At 65.7% G+C, this 25,987-nt stretch carries 13 protein-coding genes and 1 tRNA gene; 8 read left to right on the top strand and 6 right to left on the bottom strand.

Annotated elements, in window-relative coordinates:
- Positions 1–100: 100 nt before the first annotated feature.
- Positions 101–174 (bottom strand) — tRNA-Met (locus tag HG800_RS12340).
- Between the two features lie 741 nt (positions 175–915).
- Between HG800_RS12340 and HG800_RS28215 the strand changes: the two genes are divergently transcribed.
- The 6 genes from HG800_RS28215 (at position 916) to HG800_RS12310 (ending at position 16,961) form a co-directional block, all read left to right on the top strand.
- Positions 916–4,233 (top strand): BRCT domain-containing protein, encoded by a 3,318-nt coding sequence (locus tag HG800_RS28215; protein ID WP_315852025.1) that lies wholly within the window; start codon positions 916–918, stop codon positions 4,231–4,233.
- Entirely contained in the window at positions 4,230–10,745 is a 6,516-nt protein-coding gene (locus HG800_RS12330; RefSeq protein ID WP_169976936.1) for a HEAT repeat domain-containing protein, read from the top strand. The genes HG800_RS28215 and HG800_RS12330 overlap by 4 nt, the downstream gene beginning before the upstream one ends.
- Positions 10,742–12,640 (top strand): SWIM zinc finger family protein, encoded by a 1,899-nt coding sequence (locus HG800_RS12325; protein ID WP_169976935.1) that lies wholly within the window; start codon positions 10,742–10,744, stop codon positions 12,638–12,640. The genes HG800_RS12330 and HG800_RS12325 overlap by 4 nt, the downstream gene beginning before the upstream one ends.
- Positions 12,641–12,699: 59 nt before the next feature.
- The gene (gene rsmH, locus HG800_RS12320; protein ID WP_169976934.1) at positions 12,700–13,569 is read left to right on the top strand and encodes a 16S rRNA (cytosine(1402)-N(4))-methyltransferase RsmH; all 870 of its coding nucleotides are present in this window, start codon (positions 12,700–12,702) and stop codon (positions 13,567–13,569) included.
- Positions 13,570–13,604: 35 nt separating this feature from the next.
- Positions 13,605–14,924, top strand: coding sequence for a reverse transcriptase family protein (locus HG800_RS12315; protein WP_169976933.1), 1,320 nt, complete (start codon positions 13,605–13,607; stop codon positions 14,922–14,924).
- A 261-nt stretch (positions 14,925–15,185) separates the two neighbouring features.
- Entirely contained in the window at positions 15,186–16,961 is a 1,776-nt protein-coding gene (locus HG800_RS12310; protein WP_169976932.1) for an FHA domain-containing protein, read from the top strand.
- A 37-nt stretch (positions 16,962–16,998) separates the two neighbouring features.
- Here the strand turns inward: HG800_RS12310 and HG800_RS12305 are convergent, their stop codons facing one another.
- On the bottom strand, positions 16,999–17,253 hold the full coding sequence (locus HG800_RS12305; protein WP_169976931.1) for a zinc-ribbon domain-containing protein: 255 nt from the start codon (positions 17,251–17,253) through the stop codon (positions 16,999–17,001).
- Between the two features lie 166 nt (positions 17,254–17,419).
- Between HG800_RS12305 and HG800_RS12300 the strand changes: the two genes are divergently transcribed.
- Positions 17,420–18,553 carry an NAD(P)/FAD-dependent oxidoreductase gene (locus HG800_RS12300; protein WP_169976930.1) on the top strand — a complete coding sequence of 378 codons (1,134 nt, stop codon included), beginning with the start codon at positions 17,420–17,422 and terminating at the stop codon, positions 18,551–18,553.
- A gap of 19 nt (positions 18,554–18,572) precedes the next feature.
- On the opposite strand, the gene HG800_RS12295 is transcribed toward HG800_RS12300, so the two are convergent.
- Positions 18,573–19,955, bottom strand: coding sequence for a DUF1501 domain-containing protein (locus HG800_RS12295; RefSeq protein ID WP_169976929.1), 1,383 nt, complete (start codon positions 19,953–19,955; stop codon positions 18,573–18,575).
- Positions 19,956–20,122: 167 nt separating this feature from the next.
- Positions 20,123–21,475, bottom strand: coding sequence for a sulfatase family protein (locus HG800_RS12290; protein ID WP_169977150.1), 1,353 nt, complete (start codon positions 21,473–21,475; stop codon positions 20,123–20,125).
- A gap of 344 nt (positions 21,476–21,819) precedes the next feature.
- Between HG800_RS12290 and HG800_RS12285 the strand changes: the two genes are divergently transcribed.
- Positions 21,820–23,703, top strand: coding sequence for a thiamine pyrophosphate-binding protein (locus HG800_RS12285; protein WP_169976928.1), 1,884 nt, complete (start codon positions 21,820–21,822; stop codon positions 23,701–23,703).
- Positions 23,704–23,827: 124 nt separating this feature from the next.
- On the opposite strand, the gene HG800_RS12280 is transcribed toward HG800_RS12285, so the two are convergent.
- The gene (locus HG800_RS12280) at positions 23,828–24,628 is read right to left on the bottom strand and encodes an SDR family NAD(P)-dependent oxidoreductase (RefSeq protein ID WP_169976927.1); all 801 of its coding nucleotides are present in this window, start codon (positions 24,626–24,628) and stop codon (positions 23,828–23,830) included.
- A gap of 21 nt (positions 24,629–24,649) precedes the next feature.
- On the bottom strand, positions 24,650–25,699 hold the full coding sequence (locus tag HG800_RS12275) for a sialidase family protein (RefSeq protein WP_169976926.1): 1,050 nt from the start codon (positions 25,697–25,699) through the stop codon (positions 24,650–24,652).
- Positions 25,700–25,987 lie beyond the last annotated feature (288 nt).

The raw sequence follows: 25,987 nt of genomic DNA, 5'->3' as shown, positions 1-25,987 counted from the left end.
CGACCCACTACATGAACTTCTTCACATATGATCAGCACAAATCAAAACCCGGGGCGGGTTTAGTCGCCTCGGGCCAGATGGAGTTGCAAGCTGTCGTGAATAGCGGCGGAGGGACTCGAACCCCCGACACGCGGATTATGATTCCGCTGCTCTAACCAACTGAGCTACGCCGCCGATTGTCGTCGAAATTCGAATGGGCAATCGACTGTTGAGATCGGAATCATACGGCAAGCACAGAGGTTTTTCAACACCAAGGAGGCGCAGTTCAGGAAAGCGATGGGGAGAGGGGGCCTGCGGAATCCAGATCATACCAGACCCTGGAATCCAGTCGAAGGCTCGGTTGGAAAAGCCCCAACCGTCTCTGGAAAGACCCCAAAGCTGAACCAATTTGCGAACACCAACGCAGAAATTAGGGTCGTGTTGAGTGGATTCGACAAAGTGTACAAAAAATCTGTAGTACCCTATTGCGAGTCATGAAAGGTCGCGATACAAGGGTGTCCGTCGAACCAATCGACGGAGAAGCAACAGACAGGAGCACAGGTCTAGCTCGACGCTTCGGCGTCGGGGGCGGCGTTGCGCCGCCCGTGGAAACGATCCGCTTCGCATCACAACGAAGGCTGTTTCAGGCCCGCTGATCGCCCCGGGGGTGATCCAGTTGTGGGCGGGCCTGGTCCAACCGCGCCGATCGCGGTTCCGCCCACAACTGGATCACCCCCGGGGCGGCGGGCCAGTGAGCCTTCGATGTCCCAGGTCTGGTGGTAGACGCTCCTTTGTCATCCATTCGCTTCACCGGGCGAGGCAAGACCCGGAGCGGGCAGCCCGGCCAGCCGCAAACGCTGGTCGGGCTACTCGATCCCTTCAACATCCATGTCGTGTGATGCACCAACCCAATCCGGCTCGACGGAGCGTACCGCCGTGGCGATTCGACGCACGATCGACGACGTCCGTCGCGCCTGGGAGGCTCGCGACCCGATCCTCGTGGATCTGATCGTCGCCCTCGCCTCAGAGCCTGACCCCGAGCCCGAGGCACCTCTGCGAGAGGGGGCGCCGACGTTCGATCGCGTCCTCGCCGACACGCAAACCAAGGCGTTTCGCAAGAAATCGCTGGATCAACAACGCATCGAACGAATCGAACGGTTCGCGGCGGTCGAAGCCCCCGACGCCGAGGTGCCGTTGCCCGATCGGCTCCGCCTGCACGAGGTGATCCTCGGGCTCTGGACCGACGGCTCGCCATTCGCCCGATCCTGCCTGCTCCGCGTCATCGACCTCGTACCGCTAACCTACGGCCCCTGGCGCGCCCTAAAGCGCATCTTCAAGGAGGCCGAGACCCAGCACGACCTGGAAGTCTTCGCCGCACTGGCGGCCCGGTTTGATGTGGCCTATGCCACCCGCGACCACACGATCAGCCGACGGACGATGGCGTACCTCGTGCGACGGGCCTGGCGATCGCTTCGAAGGATCGGGCAGGCCATGCCTGTGGCTTATCCCGATGCCGCGTCAGCGGTCCTGGCCCGTTACCCGGAATCCTGGAGCACCTGGCGGGCTCGTACCGAAGGGGCCTGGGTCTTCAACCATATCTTTTATCATACTTCCAAAACACGAGCCGGTTCAAAGCCGTACAACCGCAGTCGCTTCGCGTTCGGAGCGACCCACAACGACCCGTTGACCACCCGGGCCTTCCCCGATCTCTGGCGTCGCAGCCCTCGTCCGTTGTTTGGCCTGCTGGAGCGAGCCCGCTGCAACATCGTCCGAGGATATGCCGCTGAGGCCTTGAAGAAAGACTTCCGAGCTGCCCTGCGCGAGGTCGAACCCGCCTGGGTCATCCGTCTGATCTCCTCATCAAGCGAGGCGGTGCATGATTTTGTCGTCTGGATTCTCGGCAACGTGCCGAAGTTCGAGCAGGGAAGTTTTCGCGAGTTGGGCTTGCACGACCCCGTGCTTCGCCTGTTCGACTCACCAAGTGACGAGGCGCGATCTTTCGCCGCCTCTTACGCTCGGACCCACGCCCGAGACCTTCCCGTCGCCACCTTGATCCGCCTGGCCGACAACCGCAGCGAGGCCGTCCGGAAGCTCGCCGCCGACCTACTCGGCGAACGCGATCCCAGACGCGACATCGGCCTCGACGCCTGGGGACGCCTGCTCGAAACCGATCACGGCCACTCCTACGCCGCCGAGGTCATCCGCAAGCATTTTGGAACGAAGGAGTTGACGCCCGATTGGTTCGCCAACCGCCTCTTCTCGCCGAGCGACGAGGCGTTCGAATTCGTCTCGGAACTCCTCCCCAAGATCCACCCGCCCAAAACGCTGGGAGACGGCTACTTCCGCGATCTTATCGACCGCGACGACCGGACCGCCGAGGAACCCGCCGGCGACGTGCTCGGCTTCGCGATGGACCACCTCGCCCGCTTCGATCCCAACACCTTCGACCCCGAATTCCTCTCCCTCTTGCTCCTGCGACCCGGGACATCCTGGGAGACCGCCGACTGGATCGACGAAGGCCGGCTCAAGGCCGCCTCGATCCCCCTCGACCTGCTCAAGGCGCTGGCCTTCCACCCTGACTGGGACAAACACCCCACCGTCCGCAAGGCTCGCACCCTGGGCAAACGCTGGGGAAGTGAGCTGGCGTTTGACGAAGATCTGGCCGATCGGGTTTTGGCGTGGCTCCGAGACGTCCGACGCTTCCTTCCAGCCGATCTCGGCTTCGACTGGCTCATGACCCTCGTCCGACGGGCCGAGCCGCGCTATCACGACTTCGCCGTCGAGGTCATGATCAAGGGGTTTGTCCCGGCCGATTTCGCCCCCTCCGATTCACCTCCCGAATCCGAAAAACAGCCTGCGTCCGAGCAAGAGATCTCCGTCGATTTCGGCGGGGCCTCGTTCCTCTTCACCGGCAAGCTCGCGACCATGCAGCGCAAGGAGGCCGAAGGGAAGGTCCGCAACGCCGGCGGGTCGGTCGGCTCGGGAGTGACGGCCAAGCTCCATTATCTCGTGATCGGGGATGAGGGCTCTCCCCTCTACGGCAATGGCAAGAAAGGCTCGAAGCAGGTCAAGGCCGAGCAACTGAACGCCGAAGGGGCGAACATCCGAATCATCTCCGAAACTGCCTTCCTTCAAATGCTCACCGGCCGCACCCGTGAAGTCTCGGCCGACGCCACCTTGCTCGGTTGCGAACGGCTCTGGCAACTGGCCGTCGGCGCCGGTCCCGAGGATGCCCGTCTTGGTCAGTTCGCTCGCAAATACCTTCGGCGTCATCATCCCGAGATGGCCCTCGATGAGACGGATCGGCCCGTCGATCCCGGCGCTGAGATCCCTCCTGAGTTCCTGAGCTTCGATCGCGTCCGCCCCTTGTTCTTCGAGTCCAGAGAGCCGCTCCGATCGTTCGCTCTGGCGATCGCCCGCTACGAGTTCGCTCGCTGGTCCCCCCCCGGGGCCGATCTGGTCCGTCTGGCCGAGGCCCCCTTCATCGACGTTCGCCGCTTCGTGGCCGAGGCCCTGCTGGCCGAGGCCGCTCCCGAGCATCGCCGCTACCGGATCGACCCCGACTCCCTTAGCCCGGCCGCCGTGTATCGCTTCTGCGAGTCGAGCGATGACGCCACCCGAGCCCTCGGTCTGAAGCTGATCGCCCGGTCCCCCCGGCTCCGGCTCCCTCAGGAACTGTATCGCCTGACCGAAAGCCCCGACCGCGCTGTGCGGGCCTTTGTCTTGCGTGCCCTCTGGTCGCTCTACCGCGATCGCCATATCACCGACGGCTGGGCACCCTTCGTGGCTCCCAGGCCGACCATCGGCCCCGTCGCCCGAAAAAAAGCGGCCGAGGCGGCCACCGCCCGCGGATCTGGTCCCCCCGCTCGTCCCGAGCAACCCCCCGCACCCGCGATACGCATGAGCGACCTCCTGCGCCGGATGCTCTTCGAGTTGCCCCCCGGTCGCCTCAGGCGCCGATCCGTCTCGACCGATGGCACTCGTGATGGACAAGGCGAGGGCTTCGACCGTCTCCGACCACTCTCAAACCGTCTGGCAAAGCTGGCCATTGTGGAAACCGTGCGCGATCTGGCGATCGAGGACGAAGCATTCGCCCGGGCCGCCTTGCCCCCCTTGATCGAGTTCATGGCGTCAATTGGCAAGAGCGAACATGCCGCGTGCCTGATCGCCGTCACCCGGATTCGCCACGCCCACCCCGGCCTTGCCGTCGTCGGAGGCGTCTCGGCGAGCCTCGGGAAGGAGGCCACCTCGTGAGCGTCCAGGAAACCTACCTGACGTACCGGGGAGAGATCCGGGCACTCGCCTCCTCGGGTAAATGGCTCGCCTTCGTCACCGAGCACCCCGAACGACGCCCGACCGCCCTCTATCGGCTCGACTGCGAATCCCTGACTCTCGCCACCGACCCGATGCCGACCGGGGCGAAGTCGCTCTGCCTGATCGGCGATGACCTCTGGATCGGCGGGACCGACGGTGCGTGCTACCGCGGATCGCTCCAGGGCGGCCCCCCAAGCCAAGCCCTAGTGATCGAGGGCGGCCCCCTCGTCGCCCTGGCCCCCTTGGCCGGCAACCGACTGGCGATCGCGTCGGGGCAAACCCTCACGATCGCCGACATCAAGAATTCCAAACCCAAGGCGCTCCAGTCACTCGATCTCCCGGCCGAGATCACCTGCCTCGAAAGTGATCCGACCGGCCTCTGGCTCGTCGCTGGAACAAGCAAAGGGGACGTTTCCGTCTTCTCGGCTGAAGGGCGCGATGACTTCATCCTCAGCGAGTCGAGTAAGTTGCACGAGGGGACCGTCTCGGCCTTGCGGTTCGATCCCGACGAACTTCGATTCCTCTCAGCCGGGGCCGATCGCAAGCTCCTCTCCACCCTGGCCCGGGGGACGCTCGAACCGGAAGACCGAGGCAAGAGCAACACACATGAGGATCTCATCACCAGCATCGTCTGGGCTCCAGGAGATCGGTTCCTCACCGGATCACGCGACGCGACCGTCAAGACCTGGCCCCGCACGGGTGGCAGCCGCCCCGCAACCCTCAAAGACGGCGTGGCGAAGGTGCGCGGCCTTGCCATCGTCACGGTCCACGACCGTCCCCGGCTCGTCATCTCCTGCGAGGACAACACGCTTCGCCTCGTCGTGCTCGACGCTGCCGGCAAGTTCGGCGACGCCACCGCCCGGGTCTTCGACGGCCTCGCCCGAGCCCGGCATGAACTCTCCCAGAGCGACCCCCGACGCCGAGAGGCCGCCCTCGTCAGCCTTTCCGAAGCCACCGATTCCGCCTCCATCGAACTGCTCGCCGAGCACTGCCGCGCCGACACCGACCCGGAACTCCGCCTCGACGCCGCTCGACGCCTTGGCCAGGCTGATCATCCCCGCGTCGTCCCCTTGCTCGAAGGGCTGCTCGATCACCCGGATGAACGGGTCCGCGTGCTCGCCTTCGAACAACTTCGCTCCCGCAGTGACGCGGCCGACCTCCGCCCGATCGACCTGGCCCTGAAGACCAACCATCCCGAAATCGGCCGCCTCGCGGTTCAGGCCCTCGAACCGCTCGCCCAGCGCGACGAACAGGCCCTCGATCGCCTCCTGGCCACGCTCGACGCACGCCAGTGGGAGGTCCGCCGCTCGGCCGCCGAGACGCTCGAAGCCATTCACCCCCCCGATGTTCCCGAGGCCAACCTGATCGCCCTCGGCTCGAAGCAAGCCGACCTGCGTCGCTGGGCCCTTGTCCGGTTGCTCCATCGCGACCTGCTCGACCGCTCCGAGGTCGCCACCGCGCTGCGTCGCCGCGCGGACGATCCCGACGCCGACGTCCGCCGCGTCGCCTTCCTGTTGATGCTCCACACCCGCCCCCGGCTCCTCACCGCTCTTCGTTCGCGCGATCCGGAACTCGACCGCCAGCTCAACGACCTTGCCACCGACACCGGTAAGCCAGGGCAGGGGGGGGCCAGCGAAGCCAAACCGCCTTCTCCCGAGCCGAAGACCAAAACCAAGCCCGCAAAGCCCTCGAAACAATCCAAAAAGGCCGATACCGAGCCAACCTCGACGATCGACCTCGATCCCGACGATCTCGCCCCCTTGCTCAACGCCTCGGCGAGCCGATCGCTCGACACCTCCCTTCGGGGAGCCCGCGGCCTGGCTTTGCTGAGAGATCCGAGCGCCTTCGGCCTTCTCCTGCAACTAAGTCGAGAGGCCGAAGCCTCAGCCCGGGTCGAGGTCTGTCGCGCCCTGGCAGCCCTCGGAGACGACGCGGCGAGCCATCGCCTCCGGTCGCTCGTGCATGACGACGCCCCGGAAGTCCGCGACGCTGCCTTCTCCGCCCTGAGCTCGATTGACCGCGACGCTCCCCTCGACGCCGCCGAGGCCGGCCTGAACGCCGACCATGACGACGTCCGCCACCGCGGCCTGCAACTCCTGCTGGCCGAGGCCCGAAAGGCCCCCCCGAAGTCCGCAGACGGACCGATCGGGCGCCTCCTCGTCCGCGCCCTCAATGACGGCTCTGCTCCGATCCGGGCCGAGGCGTTCAAGGCCTCGCTCAACCTGCCCGTCGCGGGAGGAGGGGCCGGGGCGCTCCGATTCGCCCGGCAGAGCATTCACGCCGACGTCCGACGTGAAGTCCTGACCGAGGTCCTCGCCCAGCTCTCCGAGCCCTGGGCCTGGGATCTCCTGCTCGAAGCCTTCGACGACCCCGCCCCCGAACTTCGTGCCGATGCCTTCGCCGCCGCTTCGGCCAAGGCCAAGGGGCTCGACGTGCTGGAGGCGGCCCTTGGCGCACGCTTCGCCGACGTCCGATCGAAGGCCGTCGCCGCTCTCGTGAAAAAGCACTCGGCCAAGGCTCATGCCATTCTTGCTCAGGCAATCAACGACGAGGACCCCGACGTCCGGCTCGCTGCCATCGACGCGCTCGTCTCCCACGATGCCCGCTCCCTGCTCGCGTCGGCGCTGGCCGCTCCTCACGCCGATGTCCGCGTCCGGGCGGCTCGGGCGCTGGCCCGGCACGGCGATCGCGTTGCCCTTGGGCCACTCGTCTCCCTTGCCGCCGCTCCCGAACCGACCGAATCGGAACGCCGCGCCGATTGGCTCGACCTGGCCGGGCTCGCCCTCAACGGCCTCGCCGAGCTGGGAGATGCCGAGGCCGTGCTTCCCGTCCTCCCCTTGCTCGACTCCTCCCATCCCCCGCTCCGCAAAGGGGCTGCCGAAGTGCTGGTCTGGTGCGTCACTCCTGAGGCAATCGACCCGCTTCGCCAGGCCCTCTCTCATCCCGACCCCGAGGTCAACTATCGGGCCGCGATGGGCCTGGCCCTCCGCGGAGAGGCTTCGACCGTCCCCCTCATCGAGTCGGCCGAAGGTGCGAAGTTCCTCAATCGAGACAACCGCCTTGCCGCCGCCGTCGCCCTGGGAAATGCGGGCGAAGGGCGCATCGTGCTGGCTCTCGATGACTCGAACGACGCCATCCGAGACCGCGCCTTGCTGCTCCTGATGCTCCGTGAGCACCACAGCCCCGGCGGTGACGCGGCTCGACTGATCGCCGCCTTGTCGAGCCGGTCTCCTCGCGTCCGACTCGTCGCTGCCGACGCGTTGCAATCCGCCCACGACCCGGCCGCGCTGCTGGCCACCATCACGCGACTGATCAACGACCGCGACGAGCAATCCGCCTGGACAATCCCCGAAGCGACCGTCAATACCCTGGCCGATCTCCTCGTCCTCGCCCCTCCGCTCGTCCGGGCCAGGGGGGTGATCCGCCTCCTCCCACTCCTCGGACCTGACGAAAAGGAACAGAAGGCGTTTGAACTGGCCTTCGCGGCCTTCTCTCAACGATTTGGTGCTTCAGTCACCGCAACCCCGCTGGATCAATCACCCTCTCGATCTGAGCCGATCTCGCCCCTTGAACTTCGCGCTCGGGCCTTCGGCGCCTATGTCGGCCTTGTCCGAGAGCAAGCACCCCCACCTGCGTCCGGTCGTTCGAAGAAGCGCGCGGCCCCCACGAATCCGGCCGCCGAGGCCGCCGTCGTCCGCATCCGTCGTGCCGCCCTCGATCGCCTTCGAGCCCTGGCCAACGTCGACCCGAGCCTCACCTCCGCCATCGTCCCGGTCATGCTTCAGGCTCTGGCCGATCCGAACCAGCTTGTCCGATTCACCGCCTTCGATCACCTGCACGCCCTCGGCACCGACCCGGCGATCCTGGGAGCCGAGGCCCTCGCAGCCGGCCCGACCGATGTGGGTGTTCGCGGCCTCGAACTGCTCAGCGGCAGCAAGGATGACCCAAGCGGCCAGTCGGTGCTCGAACAGGTGATGATGACCCGCAAGGACAACCTTGCCTCCGAGGCCGCTCGCCTCCTCGGCGATCGCCTCGGCCGCGACTCGGTGGCCGCCAGAGCCCTCGATGCCGCCTCCGGCCCCCTCCGTTTGCTCGCTGTTTCCTGGCTTCGCGAGGCCTCGGAAACCAAGCCGGATGCTCTGAAGACGCTCCGTCATGCCCTCGATTCCCGCTTCGCTGCGGTTCGAAGCAGGGCCGCCTTCGCCCTCGCCGATCGGAAAGACCCGTCGGCGTTTGATGCCCTCGTCCGACTGCTCCAGACTGCGGTCGAACCCTCGGATCGGCAAAATGTCCTCGCCGCCTTCGACTCGCTCGGCGACCCCCGAGCAGCCGGCGTCTTCCTCGACCTCATCGAGGACAATCCCTCCGCGACCGCCCCGGTCGATGTCCTCATTCCCGCCGCTGCGAAGTTCCGCCGCCCCGATGACGCCCCGCGATTGCTCGCGATCATGGAGCGCCAGCCCAAAGCCCGGATGCTCTGCTTCCAGGCCCTGCTCACGATCAGCGGCCACGATCAGTCCATCGACGACCCGCGCGATGAACGCCCCAACGATCGCCGATGGATGCAACAGCAGCACCCGAGGCGAGACGATCTCCTCGCCTCCCTCCTCGATCGCTGTCTGTCCCTCGGTGAAACCCGGCTCCTCCAGCGAGCCATCGTCCCGGCGTTTTGGGCCCTGGGATCGGAGGTCGATGAACCCCTCGGTCTTGCCTCCGCTCATCCCGAGGAAGCCCCTCGCCGCGAGGCCATCGAGGCCCTCTCCTGGAGGCTCCGCAAGCGCAACGGCCCGGCCGACCCTTTGCTCAAGGCCCTCCAGCATCCCGACCCAACTTCCCAGTTTCTCGCCGCCGAGGGGCTGGCCCTCGGCAAGCGTCCTGAGGGGATCGGCGTCCTGCTCTCAGCCGTCGATTACCTCTCCGACCTTTCCCTCCGTCGCCGCGCCGTCATCGCCCTCGGCGAGTTGGAAGACCCAAGAGCCTTCGACCGCATCCTGCAACTGGCCGGCGAATCCGGCCACGCCCTGCAAGATGTCGCCGCCGAGGCCCTCGGCCACCTCGGCCGGGGCCCCCGATCGGCCGACGTCTTCAAGCTGCTCGATCGCCAGAGCCGATCCTCCGGCTCGGTCGCGGCAATGGCCCTGCGAGGGCTCCGGTGGCTCGGCACCCGTGAGGCCTGGGCCCGGATTCGCGAAATCGCAAGCACCGAGCATGACCGAGCCGATCTCGTTCCAGTCTCCCTCGATCTGCTCGCCTTCGACGACGAGCCGGCCACGCGAGACCTCCTGCTCCGGCAGCTCCGCGAAGCCTCCTGGCCCGAATTCTATATCGCCCTCCGAAGCGCCCGGAAGCTGTTCGGCCCCGAGGCAATTGAGCCCGACGAAGCCTTCGTCCAGAATCCGTTTGACCAGTTCGCCTCGGGACGGTTCTCCTGGTCCGAACTCCAGCAACGGTTCGACATCCCCCTGGCCGAGCCACTCGAACGACTCCGCGAACACGCCGATCCCGCCCGGCTGTTCGCACTCATTCCCCGTTGCCAGGAACTCAACGCCGAGGCGATCGGTGCCATCCTCCTCGACCTGCCGAAACCTCCGCTCGCCGAGGCCCGCGCCGCGATCGACTCTGAGAGTGCCCCGGCCGTCGCCACCGCGGCCCACCTCCTGGGCCGGACCCGAGACCTGAAGTCCGGCCCGAGCATTGCCAGGGCCCTCTCGCGGTGGACCGCGTTGAGGCTTGCGTCTCGCGAAGGCGCCAGACGAGTCGAAACCCGTGCCGTCGGCCTTTGCCGCGACGACGAGGCCCGCCTCATCGCCACACTCGCCTGGGCGGCAGGTCGAACGGAATCGGCGGTGGATGAGCTGATTCAGCTCATTGCTTCGGAACGCCTGGCCGATCCCGACGAGACCGATCCGCGCGTCCTCCGATCGGCCGTCGAGGCCCTGAGCCTCTTCGCATCACCTCCTCCCACCGTGTTGGACACCCTTGCGACCCTCGCCCTCGACGGCCCGGCCAACCTCCGCCCCCTCGCCGCCGACGCCCTCGCCCGCTTCGATCCGAAACGAAGCGCCGCAGTTGCCCCCGACCTGATCGGCGACCCGGTCGGGTTCGACCGCCTCTCCCACCACCTAGGCAAGACCCTCGACTCACCTCTGGCCGAAGCGGCCCCGAACCTGCATTCCCAGGGGGTCGCGCTGCCACTGCTGGTGGCCCGAGGTCACATCGAACCCCTGGCAGCCGCCGCCGCCAATCACTCCCTTCCCGATACCGCCCGGCTCGGAGCCGTTGAGGCCCTCGCCAACTTCGCCAACGAAGCGGCCGAAGAACCGCTCAGAACGGTCGGCCTCGACGATGCCAACGACGAAACCCTTCGCAAAGCCGCCTGGCGCGCCCTCCGCCGCTCGAAGCGTCTCCGCGATCGCTCCCGCAAACCCCGACGCCACGAGGTCACGCCATGAGCGACGCCCCCGACCTTTCCCAGGCCCCGAGCGAGCCCGAACCGCCGGAAACCGTTGAATCGCCGACGCACACCGACGTCGATCTCGCCTACGCCGCGCCCAGCACGCTCGTCTCCGACGACGACCACGCCACACTCACCCTCGTCGGCAATCTCAAGCGCCCAGCCGTACGATTCGAGGCCACCCTCACCGACCCGCTCCGCTTCCGCGAAGCGATGGGAGCGCTCTACGCCGTCGTCGGCAGCGACTACCGCTACGTTCCCAAAGACCGGACCGCCTATCTTGCCTACCGTCGGATGCGCGCCGAATCGGCGAACCTCGGCCTCTGGGAAGGGCAGCGAGCCTATTTCTCCTGGCTCATGCGCAACGATCCACTCGCGTATGTGATCCTCGATCCGGTCGTCTCCGTTCATCCTGACCAGGTCTTCTTCGAGGTCTTCAGCAAGGACGAAGGGACATACGCCAAGCTCGGCGTCGATCTCGACGCTTTCGAGCACGATCCGGCCATCACCCCCCGCTGGGGGACCACAAACATCGACTTCAGCGAGGCGCTCCACCTCGGCCTCGAACAACTCCGCAGCGAGCGGCCGACCCGCCTGAGCATCGGGCAAGACGGGGTCTCGGTCCGCACCGAAGGAACCAGCACGGTTCTGGAGAAATCGATCCGGGTCCCTGATTCGTGGCTCCGCGGCTTCCTCCAGGTCCAATCCGCCGCGGCCTTACCGCGCGACTCTTTCACGCTGAACCCGATCGACCTCTACAATGCCCTGCGTCATCTTCGAATGCACGCCGATCGCAAAGGGAAACGCCGAGGGCTTCGGATCGAGTTGGTCCCCGGCGAGCCCCCTCGGCTGGTCCTCGAACCCTGGGAAACGGTCATCCCCTGCTCAGCCTCGTCTTACCAGGGCAAGACAGCCAAGGTCGTTCGAGTCTGGGGACGACGACGCCTGTTCCTCCTCCGGCGATTCCTCCCGCTCGTCGAGGAGGTCGAAGTTCACCTGCTCGGCAGCGGCCTGCCCAGCTTCTGGGTCCTCCGCGCCGGGCCGTTGACCCTGACCCTCGGCCTGACCGGCTTCACTGCCGCGAACTGGTCGCAAGCCATCCGGTTCGATCTGCTCCTGCCCCGAAAGACCCAGGACACAACCGCCGAACTCGACCTCGTGCTCGCTCACCTGGCCAAGCACTGGAAGGCCGGGGCCGGCGACCTGCTCAAGGCCACGAAGCTGAAGTGGGACGCCCTGGTCGAGGCCCTCCAGCTTGGCTGCCAGCAAGGTCGGATCATGTACGACCTGGCCGCCGACGTCTACCGCCTTCGCCCCCTGACCGATGCCCCGATCGACCTCTCTCGCCTCGAATACCGCAACGCCCGCGAACGCACCGCGCACGATCTGATCGCCCGCCGGGGGGCCGTGGCCATCGTTTCCGAGTCTCGGATCGCCACCTCCGGCCTGGAGCTGACCGGCCGGGTCGAGGTCGCCGAAGACCGCCGCGAGTACCGCCCGGTCCTGCTCCTGACCGACGAGGGCCAGGTCGCCAAGGCCGAATGCACCTGCCCCTTCTTCCGCCGCCAGGGGCTCAAGAACGGACCGTGTGCTCATCTGATCGCCCTTCGACTCTCCCACGCCGAGCGCGAAGCACAACGCCGTCGTGGCCAGACCCCCACCGAAGCCCTCACCGCCGAGACACGGTCCTTCAGCCGTCGCGACCCCCAGGGAGAATCGGTCTATCAACTGGCCCTCGATCGTCAACGCCTCACAATCCACTGGGGCCGTGCCGGTCAGCCACTCCGCCGCCAGCGCCTGACGTTCAACTCCCTTGAGGACGCTCGGAGCGCCTACCTCACCCGCGTCTCAGAACTCTCAACGGCTGGCTTCCTCGATGCCTCGGACAGCTAACTCCTTTCCCCAGTCCGCGAAACCCCGACCCTCGTTCCCGAGTTGAACCCCGGTGCTCGATGACTGCCGTCCACCGCCCCGTCTTGCTCGACGAAGTGCTCACCTGGCTTGCTCCGAAGCCCGGGGGAATCTTCGTCGATGCCACCGCCGGCGCGGGGGGACACTCGGCCGCTCTCGCCGATCGCGTCGGACCGGAAGGACGGGTCATCAGCGTTGACCGCGACCCGATGATGCTCGACTTCGCCCGAGATCGCACCAGGGGCCTGCCGGTCACGCTCATCCCTTCGGCCTACGACCGGATCGGTGAGGTGCTCGACGCGCTCGGCATTGCCCAGGTGGACGGTATCCTGGCCGACCTCGGCTTTGCGTCCGATCAAATGGACACCCCCTCCCGCGGCTTCAGCTTTCAGCGCGAGGGGCCGCTCGACATGCGCTTCGACCCCTCGCAGCCGATCACTGCCGCCACTCTGGTCAACGAACGCTCGGCCGATGAGTTGTTTGCCCTGTTCCGCGACCTGGGAGACGAACCCCGAGCCCGAGCCATCGCCAACCGCATCGTCGAACAACGACGCCAGGCACCCATCACCACCACCGACGAACTGGCTTCATTGATCCGAGGCGTCTACGGCCACCGTCGCGAACGAATCGACCCGAGTACCCGTGTCTTTCAGGCGCTCCGGATCGCCGTCAACGACGAACTGGCGATCCTCGACCGTTTCCTTGCCGTTGCCCCCGACCGGCTCCGACCCGGCGGCCGGTTCGTTATCATCAGCTTCCACTCGCTCGAAGATGAACGCATCAAGGCCGCCTTTCGTCATGACGACCGACTCCGCCCGTTGACCCGAAAACCCGTCATCGCTGGCGACCGCGAACTCCGTCAGAACATCCGGTCCCGCAGCGCCAAGCTCCGCGCCGCCGAGCGGGTCTGATCCCCGACGTGTTCCCCTTCCAAGGAGAGGCCCCCATGTCCCGCGCCACCGACCTCCTCTCGCTCTGGCGGGCCATCGAACAGGCCGGTGGCATCGATGCCTACGTGAACAATCAGCTTGTCGAACGCGGCTTCCTTGTCGCTCGACGAGACATGGACACCATGTCCGACCGCGAGCGCACCGCCTACAAAAAGCAGCTCAAGGAGGAAGCCGCCCACCGCCGGGAACTGAAACGCGAGGCCTGGAACGCCTATCGTGCCCGTCACATTGTCCACCTCGGCGAAGGCATCTACTGGAACGACCAGGCGACCAAGGATCCCTGGGACGCCCCCGACGCCGAGGAACGTGCCGCCGAGAACGAGCTGCCCCCGCTCGACTCCCCTCGTGATCTGGCTGAGGCCCTCGGCCTAACCATCTCTCAGCTCCGCTGGCTCGCCTTCCACCGAGACGCGGCCACCTCGCTCCACTACCGACGCTTCACCATTCCCAAGCGAGACGGCTCGGAACGGGCCATCTGGGCCCCCATGCCGACCCTCAAGGCCGCCCAGCACTGGATTCTCCGCAACATCGCCGAGAAGCTCCCCGTCCACGGTGCGGCCCACGGGTTCCTGGCCGGCCGATCGATCCTCTCGAATGCCGGCAACCATCTCAACTCGAAACTCGTCGTCAAGATGGACGTCAAAGACTTCTTTCCCTCGGTCACATTCCGACGCGTGAAGGGGATCTTCCGCCGGGCCGGCTATCGCGAGCAGGTGGCGACCCTCCTGGCCTCGATCTGCACCGAATCCCCTCGCGAGATCGTCGAGCAAGATAAGACGACCTACTACGTCGCCCTCGGCCCTCGATGCCTTCCGCAAGGCGCACCGACCAGCCCGGCCTTGACCAACACCCTCTGCCTCCGTCTCGATCGCCGCCTCGATGGCCTGGCCCGGTCGCTCGGCTACCGCTACACCCGCTACGCCGACGACCTGACCTTCAGTCTCCCCCGCGCTCACGAGGGAGACACCCGGCTCGGCACCCTGCTCGGATCGGCCCGTCGCGTGGTCGAGTCCGAAGGCTTCTCCGTCCGGCTCGAAAAGACCCGCGTGGCCCGCCCCGGAGCACGCCAGCAGGTCACCGGCCTGGTCGTCAACGGAGATGCCTCCCCCCGCACTCCCCGAAAACTGCGCCGCCAACTCCGGGCCGCAGTCCACAATCTTCAGACCGGTCGTCCCCGAGCCGACGCCGACACCCCCCAACGGCTCGCCGGCCTGATCAGCTATCTAGCCATGACCGACCCGACCCTCGCCCAGACCCTTCGATCTCAGTGGAACACCACAGCCGACCGGCCCCCCGCCACCGAGCCACCGGCCTGACCCGTCTCCGTTCACACTCATTCTTCTCAATTAAGCTAAAGGAACGTCCACATGCCTGCATGTCGAAAATGACAGGAATTCTGAGAATTCCGCTCAAATTCATCCCGGGGGGTTGCGTCAACCTCACCGAAGATGTAGACCTGAATGAAATCTACCCGCCCTCCCCATGCGACCGTCGATGCTGCCGGTCGGTGCTTCGAGGCCAAGGCTTGGTCCCGCAGCCTTATCTTTGGAGGGCCTGAGGGCCCCGGAGGCAATCCCATGGAGGTCCGGCTCGTCCAGCTCAGCGCATACGGGAATGAGCAGTTCCGCATGACGGAACGGGAATGCGTTATCGGTCGCGAACCCTCGTGTCATCTTCGTCCCGACCATGGTCGGGTCAGCAAGCGACACTGCCGACTCTACTGGCAAGGAATCCGCCTGTTTGTCGAAGATATCAATTCGGCCGACGGCACCCTGGTCAATGGCGATCGAATCCACGTCCCGACGGAATTGCACGACGGCGACGAGCTTTGTGCCGGACCGGTCCACTACCTGGTGATGATCGCCGACGCCGACGAGATGGCCCAGCGTGACGCTTCCTGGGTGGCACGAGCCATCAAGGCGCGTCAGGGGCTCCAACCGGCTGCCAGCCCTTCGGATTCAAACATTCCCCTCTCGCCGGCTATGCGGACCGCTCGATCCATTCTCGACCGCCTGGCCCACGAACACGAGCACGAGCACGAAGGGGAAGCGCACCACGAGCACGCTCCCTCTCCCTCCCAACATGGCCTGGCGATCGAAGACCAGGACGGCATTGCCCTGGCCCGCATTCTCGATCGCGATCTGATCGACGAGCAGGACATCCGCCGGGTCACACACCAGCTCGAAGAGTTGATCCTCGCCGGGAAGGTCCGCATCGCGCTCGACTTCCGCAACGTGGAGCACTGCTCCAGCCAGGCCTTGAGCACTGTCCTCCGCGTCTACGACCGTTGCCGTACCGAGGGCGGAGCGCTGAAAGTCTGTACCGTACAGCCGGCCGTCGCGCAACTCTTCTTTATGACCGATCTGCACAAGCATATCGAAATCTTCCCAGACACCCGCCCGGCCCTGGAAAGTATCTGGCCGCAACCACGCCCGCACCAGGACGAATCCACTTCCGACGAAGCTTCGTTCGGAACCTCGGCCCCCGATCCCACCGCCGGAGCCCCTTGCGTGCGATTGATCGTCGCCGTCGGTAAGGCCAAAGGGCGCGCCATCGAGGTCAAGGGCCGTCGCTTCGTCATTGGTCGCGATGCCCGATGCCAGCTTCGCCCCAACAGCGAAACGATCAGCCGCATTCACGCCATCATTGAACGCCGAGACGGCAAGGTCTTCGTCCGTGACTATGGCACCAAGAACGGCACGATCCTCGCCGGTCGAACCCTCCGTGGCGAAGAGGCCGAAGCCCACGACGGCGATTCCCTCCAGGTCGGAGTTCTCGGTTTTTCCATCCAGATTCTCCCCGTCACCGGCTCGACTCCAACAACCGATGACGACATCCTCGCCTCGTGGCTGCTAGATCAGGCATCTTCAGCCAATCCCGACGCCCCGACCGCGCTCTTGATCCCCACCCTTCAAGGAACCTCATCCCCGTCGACCACTCCCGGCGACCAGGAGGAGGAAACCGAAGACCCCAACGCCTCGCACGCCGATCCAGAGCTGTCGACCAACGCCCTGGCCTGCGAGGTCGTTCGCGGGGTCCTCGTGGCCCGCATTCGGGAATCGTACCTCGAAGACGAGTCCACGGTCGGCCCGCTCCGCTACGACCTTCAGACCTTCTTCGACCGACCCCTCCCGCGCCGGGTTGTGCTCAGCATGGAGAACGTCGACTACCTGTCGAGCCGGGCCGTCGGCGCCTTGCTCGCCTTCTTCCAGCACCTCGACCGTGAACACGGGGCAATGCGGGTCTGCTGCGTTTCGCCGAAGGTATTGCCCGTACTCGACTCGATGCGCCTGCCGAATTTCGTCGACCTTTATGCCTCGGTCGAGGAAGCCATCGACGACCCCTGGATCTGATCGTGATCTGACCCGATTTCCCGACCCAATTCTCGGCTCAGATCAAGGCCCAGATCATCGCTCCGATCCCCAAGAGCCCCATCGCGACCCACCACCACGGCCTTCCCTCCCAGACCCGGAGACGTCGGACAATGAACTCCCCGCAGTGGGGGCATTGTTCGGCGTCCTCATAAACCTCGGCACCGCAGGACGGGCAGGGAAGCACGGCCGATTCGTCGTCGTCATCCCAATCGTCGGGGTCCTCGTCCCAGTCTTCGGAATCGTCATCCCAGTCGCGAGAAGCGAGCCGCATGGTGACACCTCGGGAAGCGCTCGGACGAGGGACAGGCACGAATCCTCCCAGGATTGTATCGTACTCAGGTCCGATTCCCTCGTGAGATGGCCTGAAAACTGCAACCAATCCACCTTCACGAGTGATTCAATCGGTGTCGGCAGCGGCGGAAGGCGGGAGTCAGCACGTGGCAAGGCGAGCAGCAGGACGGCGGCTGGCGATTCTCGGGGCCGGCCATGCGCATCTGGACGTGATCCGAAGGCTCCGTCCGCTGACTCATGCCGGGGTCGAGGTCACGATTGTTGACCAGGACGACTTCTGGTACTCAGGGCTCGCCACGGGGATGCTCGGCGGTCAGTATGAGGTGGAACACGACCGCATCTCGGTCGAGACCCTGGCCAAGCGGGTCGGTGCCCGATTCATTCGGGATCGAATCACGCAGGTCGATCCGACCGCAAGGGTCGTCCACCTGGCCGGAGGAAAAGCGCTTTCCTACGACGTGGCCTCCCTCGACCTCGGCAGTGGCGTGCCCGTCGATCGGGTCGAAGGACTCGGTTTGAATGCCTTCCCCGCCAAACCAATCCGGCGACTGGCCAAGCTCCGGGCTGATCTCACGCGTCGCGTTCAGCCGGGAAACGGCCGGCCCCCACAGCCTCCCCGCATCCTGGTCATCGGTGGCGGGGCGACTGCCTGCGAAATTGCCCTCAACCTCCGGGCCCTGGCCGATCGCCTCAATGCGCAGGCATTCATCACTCTGGTCACCTCGGGCGATCGCCTCCTCAACACCTTCCCCGAATCCGCCTCACAAACCATCACCGACTTGCTCCATCATCGCGCAATCACTGTTCGAAGCCGGGTAGCCGTCGATCGCGTCGAGCCAGGCGAGGCGGTCCTCAGCGGAGGAGACCGGATTGGCTACGACCTGGTCGTTGCCGCCATCGGGCTCGTCGCTCCTCCCCTGATCGGCCGGCTCGGCCTACCCACCAGCAACGAGGGCCGACTCCTCCTCGACCCGTTCCTCCGATCGATCCAGGAGCCGACCCTCTTTGCCGGGGGAGACTGCGCGACCCTCGATCGCACGAACCTGCCCCGGATTGGCGTGGTCGCAGTGCGGCAGGCCCGGGTACTGGCCCACAATCTCCGGGCCACCTTCCTCGGTGGACGCCTTCGACGATATCGCCCCCAACGCCGTTGGCTCCAAATCCTCAACCTCGGTGACGGCACCGGCCTGGCCTGCTGGGGACCTTTCTCCTTCAGAGGCCGCGCCATGCTCGCCTGGAAAGACCTGCTCGACCGCAGCTTCCTCAACCAGTTCCGTTGAACAGAACGCATCAACGTAATCAGACAAGCTCACTAATTGGCTCGCCATGCGGCAGGAGCGGAATGGGCCGATTGGTCTGGTCAGGGAAGACGGCGTGCGGATCGATCCCGAGGTAGGTATACCAGGTTGCCAGCAGGTCGCTCGGGCGGAGGAAGCGATCGACCGGCTCATCCCCTCGGCGGTTGGTGGCCCCAATGACCTGGCCCATCGGCATCCCGCCTCCCGAGAGCAAGAGCGACATCGACTTGCCCCAGTGCTCGCGCCCGGGCTGCCCCTGGTGGTTCGAGAGCTTCGGCGTGTGGCTCATCTCTCCCATCACCACCACCAGGGTGTCGCGGTCCATCCCCCGAGCATGCACGTCCTCGATCAGGGCTGACACCGCGCGGTCTAGCACAGGAAGCCGGATCTTCATCTGTTCAAAGATATTCCAGACGCTCGCGTGGTCGTCCCATGAGAACGCCTTCTGGCCCGGCACGCAGGGGAAGTCGACCGTCACCAGCCGCACCCCCGACTCGACCAACCGACGGGCCAGCAGGCACCGCTGGCCGATCTCGTCGCGGCCGTAGCGGTCGCGGAGGCGAGGGTCTTCGCCCGAAAGGTCGAAGGCATCTCGCGCCGTCGTGCCGGTCAACAGCGTCAGCGCCTGCTGCTGGAAGGAGTCGAGCGACTCGACCGCCGCGGTCTCATCGACCGTCCGTCGCATCCGTTCGAACTCGTCGAGCAGACGCCCTCGGCCCGAGAGTCGAGCCCGAGGACCTTCATCGAGGCTCAGGGCCGGCACCTGGAACTTCGGATCGTTCGGGTCGTTCGTCACCACAAACGGCCCGTATGACTCGCCGAAGTGTCCCCCGCCGGTGTAGCGGACCCGAGGCAAGGCCACCCACTGCGGCAGGCCCGGTAATCGGCTCGGCAAGAGCTTATGAGCAGCCTGGAACAGGTCGGGTTGCTTCGGCTTGTAGGGCGGCGTCTCGACGATCTCTCCCGTGTAGCCGGTCATCACCGTGTGGGTGCTGTTCATGTGACCGGGACTGTCGTGGGAGAGCGAACGAATTAACGCATACTTATCCGAAATCTTCGACAGCCGGGGCAGGTGTTCGCTGATGAAGATGCCGGGGACGTTCGTCTCGATCGGGTTGAACTCGCCGCGGTACTCGGCCGGAGCCTCGGGCTTCAGGTCGAACGTCTCCATGTGGCTCGGGCCTCCCCAGAGCCAGATGAGGATGATCGACGGACCCCCTTTCGGCCCCATTCCCATGCCTGCCCCTGCTCCCGCCGCAGCCGCCTCCAGACGGAACAGATCCGCCAGCCCCAGGGTCGAGAGACCGGTCAGCGAGGCCCGCAGGAACGACCGGCGCGGCAGGGTCCCCTCGCATCGACTCAGCATCGGATTCGGGCGGGACATCGGCAGGCTCCTTGCGTCGAAGGTTTCCGGCCCTGCAACAAGCCGGCAATCCAGGGGACACTCGGGGCCGAAAAATCGGGAGAGGCACGGCCCAAACTTCCATTGCTGGTACTCTACGAGAGCCCACCATTGTTGATCAAGGGTTTATCACGAGCGAAACACTGGGATCACCGCGCCTTGTGGCGTAATCGCTCCAGAGCCTCCCTCAGCTCGGCCAGGCGATCGGCCTGTGATGGGTCGCTCGCCAGGTTGTGTTCCTCGAAGGGGTCGGCCCGCAGGTCGTATAGCTCCTCGAAGTTCCACTCAGGCCAGTAGGAGTACTTCACATCCTTGCGGACGACTGCCTCGGAGCTGGGAATTCGATCGCGGTTCGACACAGTCGGATGCTCATAAAGAAACTCCTGACGCCAGGCGGGCGGCTCGGCGTCGAGGTAGAGCGGGGCGAAGTCCCGACCCTGCATCCCCTCGGGAGCGGGAATCCCGGCGGCGGCCAGGAAGGTCGGGGCAATGTCCACGTTCAGCACGAACTCGTCGTTGACGTATCCCCGGCGCATCGGGTGCATTCGGGGGTCAACCACGATCAGGGGGACCCGGAGCGACTCTTCATACGGATACCACTTGTCGGCCAGGCCGTGCTCGCCGTGGAAGTAGCCGTTGTCTCCCATAAAGACGATCAAGGTGTTGTCCATCACCCCCTGGCGTTCCAGTTCCTCCACGATCCGGCCGATGGTCTGGTCCACTTCGGTTGCCATCCGGTAATAGGCTTTCATGTACCGTTGATAACGCTCCGGGGTGTCGAATCGCCAGTACCAGCGGATGCGGCCCTCGTTCTTCTCGGTCGCCAGGAACGGAGGCAAGGCGCGAAAATGGGCCTCGGTGGCGGTCGCGGGAACGGGGATCGTCACCCCTTCATAGAGCGAGGCACTTTCCGCTTGATACAGGTACTGGTCGGGGTGCGGGTCCTCGGCATGGGTGGCGAAGAAGGCGACCGTCAGGCAGAACGGCTGATCCTTCGGACGCTCGTCGAGGAACTGCAAGGCGTCTCGCTCGTTGCGGGCCGTCACGTGGATCTCGGTCCCATCCGGCAGGGTCATGTAGTGTCGACCCATGTACGAGGTGCCGAAGTCGAACCGGTCGCTCGGAAACGGCCCGTTGTGCCACTTGCCGACGAAGCCGAGCCAGTAGCCCGCCTCGCGGAGCAGGCCCGGATAGGTCTCGGCCCAGGGGGTCGGAATCGGCTCAGGGCTCGGGGAGCCATGCCTCGCCATCCATTGCCCGGTGAACAGGCTGGCGCGACTGACCCAGCAAATCGAGGTTGTCACCCGAGCCTGACGGAACCAGGCCCCCCGAGCAGCCAATGCGTCAAGATGCGGCGTCTGTACGATCCGGTTGCCGGCGTAGCCGAGGGTATCCCATCGCCAGTCGTCAGCAAACAGCATTACGATGTTCGGCCGGTTCCCCGCCTCTTGCTGGGCCTGAACGGTCGAGCCGGTCAGCCCCCCCCCGAGGATTGCTACCATCCCGAGCGAAACAACACGTCGAACGGCCCAGATCCGGGCCACCGTGAGAACACTGTGCATCAGATTGGCCTCGCCCTGGCGCATGAATCGCAGGTCGTTTGAACCGACGCGGACCGGTGACGAAACGTCCCCGAGCCGTGATCGTCACACCCTAGCCCACCGATCCACCCGACACAACGCCCCCGCAAAACCCGATCAACCCGACAAACCTGAACGGCCGATACAAAAAGGTCCGAATCAAACCTCTCCCCCAATCGCGAAAATTGGGCAAGATAGAGCAACCGTAGCGATCCCGTTCCGCTAGCGATCCGGCATTTTTGGTCCCAATCGCCCCGGGAGACCCCATGATGGAATTCACGAGACGCACCGTTCTTGGGACGATCGGCACCGTGGGGGCAGGTCTGGCCGCAGAGGCGGCGGCCCAGGATGCCCCACCCGCTCCAGATCCGAGATTGCCCCTGATCGCCGTTCCTCCGGAGCAAGGGGCAGGGATCAAGGGGCGGATGACTGGCGCGAAGGCGGCCGCCGCCGCCTTTCAGGCCGAGCGGGTGCCGTGTGTCTTTGGTGTGCCGGGGGCACAGAACAATGAGTTCTGGGACGCGATGAAGACATTGGGCGTCCCTTACATGCTCAACAGTCATGAATCGGCCGCGCCGATCATGGCCGATGCCTCGGCCCGGGTCTCGGGCAAGGTCGGCGCGTTCGCCTTGATCCCCGGCCCCGGCCTGACGAACGCGATGACCGGCATCGGGGAGGCGTTGCTCGACACCGTGCCGATTGTCGGCCTGGTGACGGACGTGAAGCGCGGCCCGGCTGCTCCGCTCGGCCAGGTGCATTCGCTGAACAACGCGGCGATCCTGCGGACGGTCTGCAAGCACGTGATCGAGGTGCACCACCCCGGCCAGATCGCCGCGGCGATCCACCGCGCTTTTCAAATGGCGAAGGCCGGTCCTCCGGGGCCGGTGGGCGTGGTCGTGCCGTATGATCTGTTGTCGATGACCTGGGATTATGACGACCCGATTCCGCTGGAACTGGCCCCCCCCTGGGACGAGGCCGCGGTTCGTAAGGCCATCGACATCCTGCGCGATCCGACTCGTCGGGTCGGGATCTACGCCGGCCTTGGTGCGGCCGAAGCAAGTGCCGCCCTGGTCGCCGTGGCCGAGTTGCTCCAGGCCCCCGTGGCGACGAGCGTGAGCGGCAAGGGGGTGATCCCAGACGACCACCCGCTGGCCGTCGGCTGGGGCTACGGCACGTTCGGCACCCGGGCGGCCGAGCGGGCCTTCAAGCAGGTCAACACGGTCCTGGCGATTGGGGTCCGCTATAGTGAGGTCACGACGGCCAATTACAACATTCCCAAGCATGAAAACTTGATTCATGTGGACATCGACCCCGCCGTGCTTGGGCGTAACGTCCCGGCATCGGTGAAAGTCCATGCCGAGGCCGGGGCCTTCCTCTCCCGGGTGCTCGCGGAAGGAGAACCGCTCCGACGGCCTCCCAACGTGAAACTCGTCCGGGCGATTCAAGACGATCGTCAGGCCGAGCGGGCCGAGCATGTCGCCGTTCAGGTGACGGAAGGGGTGGACCCGATGCGGTTCCTGGCCCTGCTCGGCGAGGCGATTGGGCCGGAGGGATTGTTGTTCGTTGATGTGACGGCATCGACCCACTGGGCCGCCGAAGCCGTGCGTCGCCAGGGGCCAAGGCGCTTCATCACTCCGGCCGACAACCAGAGCATGGGCTGGGCGGTTTCGGCAGCGATCGGGGCCCAGCGGACCCGGCCCGACCTTCCGGTCGCCTGCGTGACGGGAGACGGTTGCTTCCTGATGTCGGGCCTGGAAGCCTCGACCGCGGCCCGAGCCCATCTGCCTGTACGTTTCTTCGTGCTCGACGACGGGGCGTATCACTACATGCAGATGCTTCAGGAACCCTTGTTCAAACGGACGACCGCCACCCATCTGGCGAAGCTCGACTACACGGCGCTGGCGCGCGGCATGGGCCTGTCGTCGCTGTCGATCGAGTCGAACGATCAGGTCCTTGGCGGCATCGCCACGGCATTGTCGCACCCGGGGCCGATCCTGGTGCGGGTGGCGATTTCCTACGAAGGCCGCAACCTCCGCTGGCTGGACTCGCTCCGCACCTCGTACCTCGACAAGATGGACACCGGCCAGAAGGCCCGCGCCGCGTTTCGGCTGTTCGGACGGGTGGCGAACCCCTTGCTTGAGAATGATTGAGGCATGTGGATCGGTCATGGTCGTGAACGGCGAGCGGTGACGAGGCGAGCGGTGAAATCCGGGGGCTCCTCCGGATTCATCGGTTGGTGATCGGGAGAGGGGGGATTGGGGGCGGGCCTGCTCGTCAGAAGCAGACGTCGACGATCCCCCCCTCGACACGATGGGCTGCGCCGCTGGTGGCCGAGGCCAGGGGAGAGCAGAGGTAGACGGCATGTGCCGCCACCTCCTCGGGGGTGGCGAAGCGTCGGATGAGGGAGCTGGGCCGGACCATCGGCACGAACTCGGCCTTCATCGCCTCGGCGGTCGTCCCGCGTTGCTCGGCCATCCGCTGCACGAAGGTCGCCACGCCTTCGGTCCAGGTCGGGCCGGGCAAGAGGCAGTTGACCGTCACGCCCGTGCCGGCGAGGGTCTTGGCCAGCCCCCGGGAGATGGCAAGCTGGGCGGTCTTGGTCATGCCGTAGTGGACCATCTCTTGCGGGATGTTGATGCCCGACTCGCTGGAGATGAACAGAATGCGGCCCCAGCCGCGGTCGCGCATCCCTCCCATCAAGGCCCGGGAGCAGCGGACCCCGGACATGACGTTCACATCAAAGAAGCGTTGCCAGTCGGCGTCGGGAATCTCGTCGAACGGCTTCGGCTCGAAGATGCCGACATTGTTGATCAGGATATCGACCGGACCGACAGCCTCGGCCCCCTTGAGCAACGCATCAACACCTTCGGCGGAATCGAGGGCACAGGCGACCCCGTGCACGGCACCGCCCCCGAGTGAGGAGAGCTCTCGGGCGGCCGCCTCGACTGTCTCGGGGTTGCGACCGTTGATGATGACGGTCGCCCCTTCGGCGGCAAGGGCTGCGGCGATCGCCTTGCCGATCCCTGCCGTGGAGCCGGTGACGAGGGCGATCTTGTCGGAAAGCTGCATATCCATGAGAATTCCCTTTTGTGTCGATTAAATCTGGTTCGGGTCGAGTTCCACGTGCTTGATGCGGGTGCGGTTCCAGGTATAGGTGATGTGGATCGTGCCGTCTTTGGCCTGGATGACGGCGGGGTAGGAGTACTCGCCGGGTTCCGACTCCAGGGTGTGAATCATGGTCCAGCTCTTGCCGTCGTCGCTGGAGATGGCCACGTTCAGGGGGGATCGACCGCGTTCGGTGGCGTTGTAGACGAGCAGGTGGCGGCCATCGGAGAGGGTCACGGCGTCGGTCCCGGAGTTCGGGTTCGGCAGGTCGGTCAGGGTCATCTCGGACCAGGAGGAGCCGCCGTCGGTCGAGACAGCTTGCCAGAGACGGGCCTGTCGGCTGCGGCCGAGGGCGACGAGCGAGCCATCGGCGCGGGTGAGGATGCTTCCCTGGATCGCGCCGATGGATTGACCATCGTTGATCGGTCCGGTGCGGATCCAGGTGAGGCCGAGGTCGGGGGTCGTCTCGAAGTGGACGCGCCAGCCGTCGTCCTCGGTGCTGGTCGGGCAGAGGAGGGAGCCGTCGGGCAGGGCGATCGGCTTGTTCTTGATTGGGCCGAGGATGCCTTCGGGCAATCGTCGGGGGGTCTCCCAGGAGGAGCCGCCGTCGAGGCTGGTGGTGAGCATCCCCCACCAGGTGCTCGGACTGGGGCCGACCTTGTAGAAGAGGAGCAAGGGGCCATCCTCGGCCTGGAAGAGGACCGGATTCCAGCATGGGTGACGGACAACCTGACCCTCTGGGGTGGTGTACTGGACGCCGTTGGCCACCTCGGCGGGGGCCGACCAGTTGGCGCCAGGGGCCTTGCGGGCGACCCAGATGCCCACGTCAGGGTGCTTTTCGCGGGTCCCGCCAAACCAGGAGGCGACAAGGGTGCCATCGGGCGTCTCGGCGATGGTCGAGGCGTGGCACTGAGGGAACGGAGCCTCCTCGTAGATGAACCCCTCGGACCGGACCGGATCGTCGGCCCGGATCGCCGGCGGGGCTGGTACGAGCAGGAACCCCAGCGGGATGACGGTCAGCACCCTGGCAGCAATCGACATCGAGACGTTCTCCCGACAATACGAACCAGTCGAGTCGGGCCGACCTTCGGCCCGGACCGACTCCCAAGAATGCCGCCGGAGGCGCCAAATCGCCAGGGGGCGCTACTCCGCTTCGGGGGGAGCCACCCGCTAGGAGGGGTCGGAAGCAGCCCGGTGCGCTTCGCGCGAACGACGGAACTTCAACGAGAGCAGGCACTTTTGCTTGCTCGTCGTCATTCGTTTCGGGAATCGCGTTGATGCCGGGTCAAGCGAGGAGGATCGAGAGACAGGGGGCTCGGTGCGCAGCCG

Origin of the sequence: Tautonia rosea, assembly GCF_012958305.1 — a bacterium.
GTDB classification, from domain to species: domain Bacteria; phylum Planctomycetota; class Planctomycetia; order Isosphaerales; family Isosphaeraceae; genus Tautonia; species Tautonia rosea.
This window is presented reverse-complemented; position numbering and strand designations above follow the sequence as displayed.

Excerpts from the sequence above, each read along its gene's own strand:
- HG800_RS12310 (WP_169976932.1), top strand. The coding sequence starts at position 15,186 with ATGGAGGTCCGGCTCGTCCAGCTCAGCGCATACGGGAATGAGCAGTTC.
- HG800_RS12285 (WP_169976928.1), top strand. The coding sequence starts at position 21,820 with ATGATGGAATTCACGAGACGCACCGTTCTTGGGACGATCGGCACCGTG.
- HG800_RS12290 (WP_169977150.1), bottom strand. The coding sequence starts at position 21,475 with ATGGTAGCAATCCTCGGGGGGGGGCTGACCGGCTCGACCGTTCAGGCC.
- HG800_RS12295 (WP_169976929.1), bottom strand. The coding sequence starts at position 19,955 with ATGTCCCGCCCGAATCCGATGCTGAGTCGATGCGAGGGGACCCTGCCG.
- rsmH (WP_169976934.1), top strand. The coding sequence starts at position 12,700 with ATGACTGCCGTCCACCGCCCCGTCTTGCTCGACGAAGTGCTCACCTGG.
- HG800_RS12305 (WP_169976931.1), bottom strand. The coding sequence starts at position 17,253 with ATGCGGCTCGCTTCTCGCGACTGGGATGACGATTCCGAAGACTGGGAC.
- HG800_RS12280 (WP_169976927.1), bottom strand. The coding sequence starts at position 24,628 with ATGGATATGCAGCTTTCCGACAAGATCGCCCTCGTCACCGGCTCCACG.
- HG800_RS12315 (WP_169976933.1), top strand. The coding sequence starts at position 13,605 with ATGTCCCGCGCCACCGACCTCCTCTCGCTCTGGCGGGCCATCGAACAG.
- HG800_RS12325 (WP_169976935.1), top strand. The coding sequence starts at position 10,742 with ATGAGCGACGCCCCCGACCTTTCCCAGGCCCCGAGCGAGCCCGAACCG.
- HG800_RS12275 (WP_169976926.1), bottom strand. The coding sequence starts at position 25,699 with ATGTCGATTGCTGCCAGGGTGCTGACCGTCATCCCGCTGGGGTTCCTG.